Origin of the sequence: Sulfobacillus thermosulfidooxidans (assembly GCF_001280565.1) — a bacterium.
GTDB lineage: Bacteria > Bacillota > Sulfobacillia > Sulfobacillales > Sulfobacillaceae > Sulfobacillus > Sulfobacillus thermosulfidooxidans_A.
Genome location: NZ_LGRO01000001.1, coordinates 2,811,973 through 2,824,967, shown reverse-complemented (window position 1 = coordinate 2,824,967; position 12,995 = coordinate 2,811,973). Strand labels below are relative to the sequence as shown.

The 12,995-nt window shown below is 48.6% G+C and carries 14 protein-coding genes; 2 read left to right on the top strand and 12 right to left on the bottom strand.

What is annotated here, in order from left to right:
• Nucleotides 1-2 precede the first annotated feature (2 nt).
• A complete protein-coding gene (locus tag AOA63_RS13740; RefSeq protein WP_053960241.1) occupies nt 3-821 on the top strand; it encodes a carbohydrate ABC transporter permease in 819 nt (272 codons plus the stop codon).
• Nucleotides 822-921: 100 nt separating this feature from the next.
• The gene (locus tag AOA63_RS13735; protein ID WP_053960240.1) at nt 922-2,232 is read left to right on the top strand and encodes an ABC transporter substrate-binding protein; all 1,311 of its coding nucleotides are present in this window, start codon (nt 922-924) and stop codon (nt 2,230-2,232) included.
• A 112-nt stretch (nt 2,233-2,344) separates the two neighbouring features.
• Here AOA63_RS13735 and AOA63_RS13730 read toward each other — a convergent pair whose 3' ends face one another.
• The 12 genes from AOA63_RS13730 to fliF form a co-directional block, all read right to left on the bottom strand.
• Nucleotides 2,345-2,635, bottom strand: a complete 291-nt coding sequence (locus AOA63_RS13730; RefSeq protein WP_053960239.1) for a hypothetical protein — start codon at nt 2,633-2,635, stop codon at nt 2,345-2,347.
• A gap of 46 nt (nt 2,636-2,681) precedes the next feature.
• Nucleotides 2,682-3,017 carry an ArsR/SmtB family transcription factor gene (locus tag AOA63_RS13725; protein WP_053960238.1) on the bottom strand — a complete coding sequence of 112 codons (336 nt, stop codon included), beginning with the start codon at nt 3,015-3,017 and terminating at the stop codon, nt 2,682-2,684.
• A gap of 632 nt (nt 3,018-3,649) precedes the next feature.
• Nucleotides 3,650-4,912 carry a flagellar hook protein FlgE gene (locus AOA63_RS13720; RefSeq protein ID WP_053960237.1) on the bottom strand — a complete coding sequence of 421 codons (1,263 nt, stop codon included), beginning with the start codon at nt 4,910-4,912 and terminating at the stop codon, nt 3,650-3,652.
• 58 nt (nt 4,913-4,970) lie between these two features.
• Nucleotides 4,971-5,468: a hypothetical protein gene (locus AOA63_RS13715; RefSeq protein WP_053960236.1), complete on the bottom strand. Its 498-nt coding sequence runs from the start codon at nt 5,466-5,468 to the stop codon at nt 4,971-4,973.
• Nucleotides 5,468-5,890: a flagellar hook capping FlgD N-terminal domain-containing protein gene (locus tag AOA63_RS13710; RefSeq protein ID WP_053960235.1), complete on the bottom strand. Its 423-nt coding sequence runs from the start codon at nt 5,888-5,890 to the stop codon at nt 5,468-5,470. The genes AOA63_RS13715 and AOA63_RS13710 overlap by 1 nt, the downstream gene beginning before the upstream one ends.
• 68 nt (nt 5,891-5,958) lie before the next feature.
• Entirely contained in the window at nt 5,959-7,122 is a 1,164-nt protein-coding gene (locus AOA63_RS13705; protein ID WP_139061616.1) for a hypothetical protein, read from the bottom strand.
• Between the two features lie 225 nt (nt 7,123-7,347).
• On the bottom strand, nt 7,348-7,974 hold the full coding sequence (locus AOA63_RS13700; protein ID WP_242848341.1) for a PilZ domain-containing protein: 627 nt from the start codon (nt 7,972-7,974) through the stop codon (nt 7,348-7,350).
• Nucleotides 7,898-8,407, bottom strand: coding sequence for a flagellar FliJ family protein (locus AOA63_RS13695; RefSeq protein WP_171822725.1), 510 nt, complete (start codon nt 8,405-8,407; stop codon nt 7,898-7,900). Before AOA63_RS13695 ends, AOA63_RS13700 begins: the two co-directional genes overlap by 77 nt.
• Nucleotides 8,400-9,755, bottom strand: coding sequence for a FliI/YscN family ATPase (locus tag AOA63_RS13690; RefSeq protein ID WP_053960231.1), 1,356 nt, complete (start codon nt 9,753-9,755; stop codon nt 8,400-8,402). The genes AOA63_RS13695 and AOA63_RS13690 overlap by 8 nt, the downstream gene beginning before the upstream one ends.
• A complete protein-coding gene (locus AOA63_RS13685; protein WP_139061614.1) occupies nt 9,742-10,407 on the bottom strand; it encodes a hypothetical protein in 666 nt (221 codons plus the stop codon). The genes AOA63_RS13690 and AOA63_RS13685 overlap by 14 nt, the downstream gene beginning before the upstream one ends.
• A 19-nt stretch (nt 10,408-10,426) precedes the next feature.
• Nucleotides 10,427-11,434 (bottom strand): flagellar motor switch protein FliG, encoded by a 1,008-nt coding sequence (fliG, locus tag AOA63_RS13680; RefSeq protein ID WP_053960229.1) that lies wholly within the window; start codon nt 11,432-11,434, stop codon nt 10,427-10,429.
• Nucleotides 11,427-12,989 carry a flagellar basal-body MS-ring/collar protein FliF gene (gene fliF / locus AOA63_RS13675; RefSeq protein ID WP_053960228.1) on the bottom strand — a complete coding sequence of 521 codons (1,563 nt, stop codon included), beginning with the start codon at nt 12,987-12,989 and terminating at the stop codon, nt 11,427-11,429. The genes fliG and fliF overlap by 8 nt, the downstream gene beginning before the upstream one ends.
• Between the last annotated feature and the right edge of the window lie 6 nt (nt 12,990-12,995).

The window sequence follows — 12,995 nt, the reverse complement described above, 5'->3', positions numbered from 1 at the left end:
CCGTGAAAAAAGGCGCACGACTTCTCATTTATCTCTTTTTAAGCGTCTGTGCGGTAATCACCATCTTTCCGATATGGTGGATCTTTGCCACATCATTAGAAACATCAGCGCGGGCCTATAGCTTTCCTGGAGCGTTGATCCCCCAAGGTGTGTTGAGTAATTATATTGCGGCATGGCATTTAGCCCCATGGTTGCGATTTCTTCTCAACTCTCTCGGCATCGGCATCGTGACCACTGTGTTAGCCTTATTGACCTCACTCTTGGCGGCATACGGTATTGTCTTTTTGTCCAGCCGCCTAACCCAATATCTCTTGGTGGTGATTTTGTCGACAATGATGATACCATTTTATTCCATCATCGTGCCGGATTACTTAATCGTCAAGGATTTGGGCTGGCTCAATACCTATACGGCACAAATTGTGCCATTTGCCGCCAATGGATTCGCGGTCTTTATGCTGGTGCAATTTATGCGCTCTCTTCCTAAAGAGCTGCGTGATGCCGCACGTATCGATGGCATTACAGATTGGGGTTATCTATGGCATGTCGTCGTCCCCAATTTGATGCCGGCCATTGCCACCGTCAGCATTTACTTGTTTCTCCTGAGTTGGAACGCATTTTTATGGCCTCTGATTGTCACCAATGGCCCACAAGTTCAACCCATCCAAGTGGGTCTGGCCAACTTTTTATCCACCGCTAACGGTACGGACTGGACGGTTTTGTCCGCTGCTGCGGCCATCACCACCGTGCCCGTGCTGATTCTTTACATGATTGCCCAAAGACAAATTGTGGAGTCAGTTAGCCGCAGCGGTATCAAAGGCTAATTTTCAATCAGTATCCGTTCATGCACGTTATCGGATGATAAGCAAACAAAGAACGAGAAATCAAAAAGCGAGAAAAACACGAATAAGGAGGAAGTCATTGATGATTAAGAAATCACATATTGCGGCTCCACTTATCAGCGCAGTGCTTTTATCTTCATTTTTAGCGGGTTGTGGGAACCAAACGGCAACACCTTCGGAACCCTCTTCCTCTAGCAAAGGGCCTGTCACCATAACGTTTTGGAATGAAATGACGGGACCTTATGAAACGGCCCTATCGGGTGAAATTCAGCAATTTGAAAAACTTCATCCCAATATTACCGTCAAGGATGTGGTCGTACCCAATGATGCCGCATTAGAACCCAAATTATTAGCCGCAGTGGTGGCTGGTGATCCTCCGACATTATCCCAAATGAATCCCCCCTGGGCGACCGGTTTCATCCAAACTGGCAGCTTGGTCAATCTCAATCCCTTCATTTCTGGTCCCCATGGTTTCTCTTTGGCTTCGTTTTATCCCAATATGCTCAAACCGGGAAAGTGGCCCAATGGCGATCAGTATTTGATGCCCTTTAATCTTGGCGCTGCCATTATGTATTACAACAAAAATGCATTCACCAATGCGGGCATTACGACACCACCCACAACTTGGACACAATTTGCCCAAGATGCCAGCAAATTGTCGGGACCGGGTAAGCAAGCCTTTGCCATCACCCTGGTGCATACTTATCCCTGGCTCGCCTTCTTTGATCAGGCCGGAGGCAATTTCGTAGGCTCAAACGGCATGCCCAATCCAGCCGCATTCGCTTCCAACGGCCCTGCCGTCAAGGCCTTAACGCTGTGGAGTAATATGGTGAAAAATGGTTCGGCAATATTAACCCATGGATATGCATCTCAAACCGATTTTGCGAACGAAACCAGTTTCATCTTAATCGGCACAACCGGATTTTATCCCTATCTGCAACAAGCCGTAGGCAACAAATTTACCATCGCGGAAGCCCCGTTACCTCACAACGTGAAACAGGCAACATCTCTTTTCGGCGGATATTTGGGTATGTTTTCTAAAGCGACTCCTGCCCAGCAACAAGCGGGATTTGCCTTTATCAAATATCTCACATCGAAAGCCGGACAGACGTATTGGATGGAACACAGTGAAGGCTATCTTCCCGTCCGCAGTGATGTGGCAGCCCAAGCTAGCCAGTTTTTGAGTACCCATCCTGCCCAACAAGTGTCACTAAGTGTCCTCAATACCGCGATTGCCGAACCCAAAGTAGCTTGGTGGGATCAATTCTCCCACGAGGTTCTCCTCAATGCCATTATCGCGGTGTTGCTCAATAAGGAAACGCCGGTCCAGGCCATGCATAGTGCTTATCAACAAGCCGTATCTCTCGCACAAAAAGACGGCACCTATCAATAATAACAGGGACAAAACGCGCCGATAGCAAACTTCTAGATCCTTACTAGCGGAGCCTCCTCAGATCCTGTCATCATCTCAGCGAGGCTTCGCTTTGTGGTATTGGAGCTTCTCTTTAATCGTTTTCTGGGGCAAGCACTTCTTGATCGCAATCGTTGAAACAGGCCTCAACGATGTCGCGCGATAAATTCTCGCCTTTCACATGAATACGCACTTCTCCATTATGATCTCGAACTTCAATATCCTTGATCTTGTCCCAAGCTTCGGAATCATGACAGCTACACTGCCCGTCTTGACACGCTTCCACCGCCTCTTGGATGACGTTGAGCGAAAAGGCATGGGGGAAAACAATCTGAACTTCGCCACCTTCTTCGATGACCTTACCGGCTTGTTTGATCTGACTCATGATCATTCTCCTTATATCGATATTTATCGATTTATCATCCAAAAAATTAGATGCGTCCCTGGGGTGGACACGCCGGATTGCCACAATTCAAATTGAGAGTGCTGAGATAATCGCGAAAAGCATTCCACATGTTCACGTTGACATGATAGTAATGATAGGTACCATAAGTTTCTTGCTCCACTAATTCCGCCTCAACCAAAATCTTTAAGTGGTGCGAAATTGTGGATTGAGACAATGGATATTTCTCCATCAAATCCGTGACACAGCACGCTGGCACTTCGTCTTGTCCCTCACATGTCGAGGTAGACGGCCCAAACAGATCACAAAATAATCGATATCGCATGTCATGGCCGAGCGCTTTAAAAATCGCTACGGGATTCATAAACCGCCCTCCTTCATCGATATCTATCGATATAATAACATAATCTGTTCATCAAGAGGACGTTAAAATGCGACTGGCAACAAACACTATGTTGATGAGCAGCAAATAAACGCCCACACGGCATCAGGCCGTGTTCGAAGATGCCTAAGGCAACGATCTCTTCCATTACTGGGACCTCAAAAATAGCTGCTGAAGACTCGTTTGAGCTACAGAATACAATGCTTCCCGATTATCCACAAAGTCCTTGGTTTATCATAAGATGTAGACGAATGTGTTTCGAACGATGTGACTTTATCTTCCCATCTTTAAAATAAGGAAAGAGATGGATTCTCTCCTGGCTCATCTTCCGAGGAATTGGAATCACATAGGTCACTCTCTTGTTATGTTAAATCTGCGGCATAATCTAGTGGATCGTTTATTTGGGATCGGTTATTGATAGACCGTACTTGTCCCAATTGGCACGGCTTCTAGTTTTCTCTTCTTGAAAACATCACTTTTTTCTTGAAGAAATCCCTTGCAGCTGAATCGTCTTGTCCCACATTAGCCATCCACTTGCACGATAATAACAAAAGAACTCCGCCAAAGAATTTCTAAGACGGAGTCCTTCTGTTTAAAGTAGAAAAAATAGGGAGTTAGGGTGCAATCGTATTCACTAAGGTGGTATCTAAGGCTTGATCAACAGAAATGACCTTGGCATTAGCTTGATAGCCCTGTTGCGCCATAATCATACTCACAAATTGATTGGCCAAAGACACATTGGATTCTTCAAGAGCACCCGATGCAATAGAACCAAATCCACCTGAAGCGGGTTGTCCAATCTTAGCAGTGCCTGAATTTGCAGATTGCTGCCATAGACTGTTACCAATATTCACAAGTCCGGCATCATTATTGAAGTTTGCCAAAGCGACTTGTGCAATAGGTTGCGTCTGCCCATTGGAAAATGTCCCGGTAATGACGCCATTTGACCCAATCGTGTAATTAGCCAAGGTTCCTTGAGGATAACCATCTGCTGTTCCTGATAATGACGTAGACGCGACATCAGACGTTAATCCTTGCAGGTTTAACGTTATTTGTTGAGGCGATGTTGACCCATCCGTTGTCGTCAGTTGCACAGTCACAGTACTACCACTGGCAATGCTACCATTACTGTTAAAGGTGACCGTTCCCGATCCCAATGAGGTGGTAGACGGCGGATCGGTAACATTTACCGTCCAAGACACTCCATTGTTGGTCGTCGCCTGAGGATCAGAGAAGGTAACATTCAAAGTGACCGGGTTTCCTAAAGAATCATAAACCGTTACAGGAACTGTTCTGCTAGTCGTATTTGAGGTCCCCGCTGGAGTCGCCAAAGACGCATTCAGATTACCTGTGACGGTCATCGTGGTCGTTGCAGATGGCAACATGGTCATATCAGGCTGAATTGTTATGGGGGCGATGTTTCCAGCCGTTTCTCCTGTCAACTTCCCATTTTGTGCGGTCCACCCCATCACAAAATAGCCTTGTGGATTAACCAGTTGCCCTTGCGCATCTAAAGTAAAATCGCCACTCCGGCTATACGCATAGCCCGTGGGCGTTTTAATCACAAAAAATCCATGCCCAGAAATCGCCATATTGGTTTTGATGCCCGTCGTTTGAAGACTTCCTTGACTCATGTTGACATCCACAGCCCCAATACCTACGGCGGCGCCTGCAGACAATTGTTCGGGATTAGTTCCTCCTAGAGTTGCCGTGGGACTTGTTCCTCCCGATAACGTTTGTTCCATAGTCTGGGCAAAACTCATGTTGCTGCTCTTATACCCTGTAGTGTTAACGTTCGCGATATTTTGGGACACAACACCCAAAAGCGCTTGTTCGGCATTAAGTCCTGATATAGCCGCATAGAGTGTTCCGGACATAAAATCTTCCTCCTATTTCCAAATTTGATTGCACGCTGATCCCCCAAGAGAGAAAGGATCACTCTTCGGCGTTTGGCATAGACAACAAACTCCAGTGCAACGGGGTGGGAGTACTCGCAGTCTGTCGAGTACTCGAAGCTTCCTCTAAATTTAAATGCCTTGCGCTATTCGCTATATCCGAGGTCCGGCTTACATAAACCACCGCGTCCACTTGCGTAATGACTTTCATGCCATTTTCAGGAGATTCAAGACTCGTAATAATCGTTCGTGACGGCGGCGCCACAATAAAGATGTGAGATCCCATGATAATAGCGGCCTGCCGTGATCCTTTTTTGTTCACCTCGTCAATGGCTTGGCTGAGTTGATTCGCATCCCTAGCACTAAGATGAATATCCCGGGTCTGCATCCGGTCTTGAGCATGCTGGCTGACTATCAGTTTTTGCTGCAACAGCGTGTCAAATCGACTAGGCTTTTCTGAAACAGCTGGCCTCCGGGAAGTCTCGGTGATACCTGGAATACCGTGTGATGAACCAATTGGATGAGGTGAGTCCGACATTATGCTTGCACCTGGGTAATGTCACTAACCGGTACACTGCCGAGCCCTTTAACGTCCACCAACAAATTTTGTCCTTGTTGTGACACCGCTGTCACCACACCGCTTCCCTGTTGGGTACTCACCGTCTTGCCAATCAGTTGCGACAATTGCACCACCGGATTTTGTTGCTGGAGGGTGGAGAGAATGTCGTTCAGTGTCGTCGATTGTTTGGTTACCGCAGCAAGGCTAGAAAACTGTGCCAATTGCGCTACGAATTGTGTGTTATCCATGGGTTGCAAAGGATTCTGATACTGCAATTCTGCCGCTAACAGGGTGAGAAACGCCGACTCCCCTAAATTTCCTCCCGGAGTCGTTGACGTCGCCTGTGATGCCAAGCCAGAATTCGTTCCCGAACTTAATAAGTTGGTTAACGGTGTACTCATTCGTTCTTTGCCATCCTTTCTCACTAAAACTCTGCGATCGTTGATGATCTTTGTCACATTGTCTAGAACTACGCCTGATAATCCACCACGGTATTGGCCGAAAGCAGTGGCCGTCCAAGAACAGGGGACGATAACGGAGAATGACGCCACGGCCTCGAAGGCGGGGACGGATCTTGAGGACGTCCAAAGGAGCCACTATTCCCCGAAGAATTTCCTTGACCCATGGCATGCTGTCCCATACCTAAAAATATCGAGACTTGAGAGACCGGAAGTGACGCCGCGGTCATGTTTTGCACTTGTCCCAAATTTTCCGCCAAGGCCCCAGCCAGTCCTAAAGAACTCACCTCCAAATGAACCTTCCAACTATTTTGCATGTGGATGAGCGTGAGAATTAAAGGTCCGGATTGCTTTGGTGCCGTCAGGGTCCATTGACTCACAGGCATAGCCCCCGGAGATTTCCAGTGGATGGGTTTGATGACCCAACCGCCTGGGTGTTTTTGCAATATTCCCCGGTGAACCGCGTGAGCTAATACATTTTGTACGGGCGAGGTGTTTCCTGGAGATATTTCGCCGGTTTTGGAGAGGGCTGCAAAGGAATTGGCCTGCATGACGTTCATCAGGCCGTCAATTCCGTGAGAGGAAATTCTCTGTTTTTGATTGCCTCCCAAAGATTTTGTTGCCTTGCTTCTCAATCCTGATGAAATCCCTAATGCAGTCTTCCGTGCGGACGATAATCGGGACTTCACCGTCTTCATCTTGAATTCACGGGCAAACACCAGTTTATGGGACGGGTTTATAGCCGCAATCTCCGATTGACGCCCCCGGGCGTCGGCCTTTTCTGAATAGGTCATCGCATGCGTATTCATCGCGGAACGCAACGAGGTAAAGGGAGGAACTGCATGCCCCAATTTTTTCGTGCTTTGACTCATTACCCCACTGAGTCTGGTATTCCTCTTCGACACCCTCAAGGATTGCTGGAGTTTTTTCACGTCCCCACTTTTTTGTAATTGACTTCCCATCGAGATAGGCTCTATGAATGCGGCTGCCGTAATGACACCCGCGATTCCCGCATGAGACGAAAGATGCCGTTTGTGGCGGTGACGATCTTTCGGATTTCCTTTTGAAAGTGTCGTATGAAGACGGTCAGTGCGATGCAAATCTGCTTGAGTAGGCACAAACTGGTGATGTGCTTGGCTTCTTTTGCGTTTTAAAGCGCCCGCGGCAACTTTCAAATCTTTTTTGCTCGTCACAACCTTCTTGAATGATCCGCTTAAGCGTAGGATACGCGGCTGTTTTGTTCTGGTCAGCTTGTGCGCAACAACCTGGGAGAATGACGACTGATGGGGACGAGATTTTCTCCGTGAATCTGCATTTTTTTCGCTCGGTGTCATGCTCATTGCTGACATGTGGATGGGTAGCATATCGTATTCACCTCCTTGTCGTGAATCTCATCAACCTTAATCCCGTCGCGTTTGGTGCCGGTGATGTTGTCCTCTGACAAACTGCTCAATCAAAACCCGATCTTTAGGCTTTACTTGAATAAAGGTCACAGCACTCTCCCACGTTTTTTTCCCCCGAATTTCACGCGGCTTCGGTGCAACCCGCGTGACTTGGGACAAAAGAATGACTTCATGAGTTCCAAGCCGCAATCGCATCTTCAAATGTAATCCCCGCCACAGCTCAACGGCACTGGGAAAACGCAAACCCGTTGCCGAGAGGTCAAAAGTTGTGGTCATGAGGATTTCGGAATCAGGACGAACCAACCCATACTCCAATGGGACTTGCACCTTGACCCGCAAACTGCCACGTTGTTCAATGACTTGCGAATGTCCCTGCAACTTCACCACAATGATTGGCACGGGATCTAAGACTTCCGTGATGACCCCTTGTTGTTCATACAATAAATCGTCATAAGGCCAGCGTATGGCAATTGTCGTTCCCGGTAAGGGCGTCAATTCCATATCATGGTCTTTTAAGGCATCCAAATAGACTTCTTGGCGTACCCGTCTAATGACGCGCGTGCTGACCAATTTTCCGGGCCGCACGACGAGATATACGGATTGATGTGACTCCAAAAGGGACACGGAGCAAAGAGTCCTCCCTACTTATGAGCTTGTGGGAGAGTCCTAGTGCCAAATTCCCTTCGGCCTGCAGGCGATTTTGTCGGTCGATCTGTCGAGCTTTCCGACGGGCCATCAGGCGCTCAACTTGTTTCAGAGATTGGCGTAAGGAGATAATTTCCTCCCGATATTTTTCAATTCGCTGTAAGATAAGCAATTCCTCTTTTTGTAAACTAGTAATTTGCCGCTGAATTATCGCGTAATGTGCATAATAGGCCTCCAAATCAGCGATGCTTATGACTTCTTGGCCCATATTCAGCGGTACATGCTCGAGGTCCGTACGTGTCCTTTGCAAAACTTGCAATCTCTGTTCCCAACTGTCTATCTCATGAGTCTTTGTCTTTATCGTTTTCATGACGTTACTTAAATACTTTTGTAAAACCTTTTGACTAGCCATCGTCTTCTCCTTCATTGGCGTGATTCTCCTCTTGCCAATGCGTAATCGTCTCATCAATGCTCTCCATCTGACTAAAAAGCTCTGGCGGTGAACAACGCTCCCCACGTTTTTGATCCAAAAATGCTTGAATTCTGGGGTAGAGATGAAGTGCTTTATCCAGTAACACATCCCGTCCCGGAGTATAGGCCCCGACATCCAATAAGTCTTCCGCCTCTTTGACCCGCGCGACAATTTCTTTGAAGGATCGAGCCATTTGCAGGTGCTTATCAGAGATGATGTCGGGCATTAGACGAGAGAGACTGGAGACCACGTCAATGGCTGGAAAATGACCACTATTGGCTAATTTCCGAGACAAAATAATATGGCCATCTAATAATCCTCGAAGGATATCAGATAAGGGATCTTCATAAGGATCATCCCCATCAACCAACACCGTATAAATGCCTGTAATCGACCCCGTTTCGGTCGCGCCCGCCCGTTCAAGCAATCGGGGCAACAAATGCAGCACCGAGGGGGTATATCCCCGAGCCGATGGGAGTTCTCCCGTTTCCATTCCAATTTCCCGCTGAGCTAACGCCACACGGGTCAAGGAATCCATGACCAGCAACACCTGATGTCCCTGATCACGAAAATCTTCCGCAATTAATGTCGCTGACCAGGCCGCTTTTAACCGCATGATGGCCGGCATATCTGATGTCGCCGCAATAATAACCGTCCGTTTTTTGGCCTCAGGCCCGAGATGTCGAAAGAATTCGGCGACTTCCCTGCCCCGTTCGCCGATTAAGCCGACGACCACGATATCCGCTTCGGTACCATTTAAAATCTCTTGTAATAACGTGGTCTTCCCAAAGCCTGCCCCCGCAAACACGCCAACGCGTTGTCCCTGGCCTAATGTTAAAAGCCCATCAATGGCTTTAATTCCCGTCCATAAAATTTTTTCGACCTTGCGGCGGCTTAATGGCGATATCGGGGTCGTCATCAAAAGACGCCGGGGTCCAATCGGCATAGGTCCAGCATCCAAAGGCTTGCCAATGCCGTCAAGGAGGCGTCCTAACACCTCTTGACCCGTGACCATGCTGAAAGGCCGTCCTTTGGCAATCACGGTAAGACCTGGCCTTATGCCTACGACATCATGATAGGGCGTCAATAAAACCCGCTGATCTTCAAGAAATCCGACGCATTCCACATCAACCGTCTGGGATTCAGCGAGCTGAATTTTTCCGACTTCCCCTACCGCCATGCGGACACCTTGAGCAATAAGGCTTTGCCCCCGCACGGCCGTAATGTGTCCGATGGGCACCAGTAGGTGTGACGCCGGAAATTGTTTAATCTTTTCACACACTTCCATAGAGCACCTCATCGAGCATCTTGCTCAATGCGTGAATGGGACCCGCAAGAAATTCCTGGCCGTCTCCTGTCTCTATGCGCATCCCGAGATGCTCTAAGGACCGGTCAACGGCCACTTTGACCTGCGACCACAAATCCCCCCAATTTTTGGTCAGGTGTTCAAGAGTATTGTGAAATTCGGGCGATAAAAACAGGGTCACTTGATGATCGGACAAACTCTCAATAACGTCAGTCAAATACGTCCGTAACGAATCGGGATGATTTAATCCCTCATTTTCGACAAATTTTGCGGCGAGTGCCGCCGCTTGAGCCAGTACCAATTCCGGCTCCAACAGCCTAGTGAATCCCTTGAGCTGTTCTATTTTATTCAATACTTGCTGAACCTGCTGTGCCATCTCGGACCACTGATTCATCACCTGATTCTTGCCTTCCTTCACGCCCTGTTGGCGGCCTTGTTCATATCCTTGAGCCTGGGCTTGCTTTCGAATCTGATCGGCTTCAGTTTCCGCTTCCTCAATAATGGCCTGAGCTTCTTCTTTGGCCCGGGTCACAATATTCAGGGCAGCTTCTTTTGCGTCCGTTAAAGCGACTTGCACTTGGCCTTTGCCATCATCTTGCGGATCAAGTCGAATGGGTTGAGTTCCATTTTTCACAGTCCATGCTTTAAGCACGTTAGACGACAAAGTCATCACGCTCCCCCCGAGAAATGACCAATTCTCCCTGATCTTCTAACTGACGAATGACATTGACAATTTCCCGTTGGGCTTGTTCCACATCACGAATCCGCACGGGTCCTAAGACATCAATGTCTTCCTTGAGTAACTCTGCAGCTTTTTGCGACAGATTGCGCATAACTTTTTGCGAGACATCAGGCGGCGTGCCTTTAAGGGCCAGTGCTAAGGTCTTGTTATCGACACGCCGCAGCACTTTTTGCATGGCCCGGTCATCAATTTGCACAATATTCTCAAAGACAAACATGCGGTTTCGAATTTCATCAGCAAGTTCCGGATCAAATTCTTCAAGGCGCTGTAAAATCAAGCGCTCGGAGGTGCGGTCTGTATTATTCAAAATCGGCACAATCGCATTAATCCCTCCCGCACCTGATATTTCCTCAGCAGCCAGATTGGTTAGTTTTTTCTCCATGAGTTGTTCAATCTCTTTGATCACTTCCGGGGCAGCTCGGCCCATGACGGCAATGCGCCGGGCCACATCACTTTGTAATTCAGGATCCAAAGACGACAATACCTGGGAGGCTTGCGTAGGATCCATATAGGCTAACACCACCGCAATGGTTTGAGGATGTTCATTCATCATTAAGGTCATCACTTGACTGGGATCGGCCTTGCGCAACACTTCAAAGGGCCGCCGCTGCAAAAATCCCGTTAACCGCTGCAAAATTTCTTGGGCTCTCGGACCATCAAACGCCCGCTCCAGCATATCTCGGGCCATGTCAATCCCGCCCTCTGCCAGTTGCTTCTCGGCTTTGGACATCTCATAGAATTCGGTCACAACCTCATCGACCACTTGGGCATCCACCCGCTTAAGATTGGCAATTTCCATGGTAATTGCTTCCACTTCCGAGCGTCTGAGATAGCGTAGAAGCGTCGCGGCCTGTTCAGTTCCCATCGACATCAAAAGCACCGCGGCTTTGCGAGCACCTGACATCCGCAATTTATTCATCCTCCTGAATCCAAGCCCGGATTAAGCGTGCTGCCCCTTCGGGATCTTTTTGTAACATGTCTTGCAAGTAACTCTTGGCCGTTTCCGCCAGAGTAGGTTCCTTGGCCTGGCGAATTTCATTGAGCAAATCGGTCACGGATAACGATTGGCCCCCTGGGCTTGCCAAGGCCGGTTCGAAACTGGGAGCCGGAGTTTGTCGCCTAATCTTAGCCAATCCGCGCCACACAATGATTGCGAGGACAATGCCTAACAAGGCCAGAATTCCTTCCATAATATCGCGCCGAATTTGCTGAGCTTTTTGCGCCTGCGCCATTTGTTTTAAGGCTTGATTCACCTGCGACCGGTTGAAGGGTTGGCCTAAAATCGTCACCACATCTCCCCGTGCGGGGTTAATACCCGCTGCTGACGCCACCAAATTTTTAAGCGCGGTGCGCTGGCTGGCACTGAGGGGCTTGTCGACGGCAACCGCCACGGTCATTCGGCTAATGCTTCCTGAGGGAATCACTTGATGGGTGTTTGTGGTATCGACGAGCCAATGCGACGTGGTGGAATTGCTTTGGGATTTTGAGGGTCCCAAAGCCCCTGTGGTGACCGGGTATGTTGGCGTATTGCCTGCAGCCCCGGCCGGGGTGGCGTTACCAGCCGCTTGCGAGCTACTTTGGGTCGTAACAGACTGCGAAGACAAAACCGCTTTCCCATATTGAGTCGAGTTCACCGTCGACTGGTCAAAATTCAACGTGGCATTGACCCTAACGACCGCGGCACCCGGTCCTAATACTTGATCCAACATGGACGTCACATTTTGCGCAATCTGGTTATCAACCTGATCTTCGGCTTGCAGTTCTGCTTGATTCGTGCCCGTGATTTGCGATCCCGGTTGATTATTCAGGGCATTTTGCGACAGCAACGTCCCTTGTTGATCGACCACCGTTACTTGATTGGGCGACAAACCGGCCACAGAGTGCGCCACCAAATTCATAATCCCCCGCACTTGCGAAGGACTCAATGAAGCACCTGGATTCAAATCTAAAAAGACCGACGCCGTGGGACTCGCTGTGCTTTCGCCAAATAGAGCCGGAGGTGGTTCATTAATGAGAACACGGGAATCGTGTACGCCATTAATCGAATTAATGGTTTGCGCCAGCGTCGCTTCTAAATCCGCCAATTGCGTCAGAGTAATCTCCTGATTCGTTTCTCCCAAGCTAAAATTTAGCGGCTGCGGTAAACCGACCGTGCTAGATGGGATATTCAAATCCGCTAGATCCACCCGTACCTGGTCTACATCTTTTTTGGGCACCAGCACCGTCCGTCCTTGGTCAGCGAGCTGATAGGGAATTTTCATCTGCGTCAATTGCGTTGTGATTTGTCCTGCACTGCGAGGACTTAAATTGGTATATAAGGGCTGCCAATCGGGACTGGTTACCAGGTGCACAGCCACTAACAGCACACTGAAGACCAACGCCGCGACGACACCAAGGCGCAGGCGCTGGGTCAGGGTCTTTTGTTGCCACCACTGAAGAGCCTGTTGACTATATTGTTTGACTCGTTGATTCATTGTCCG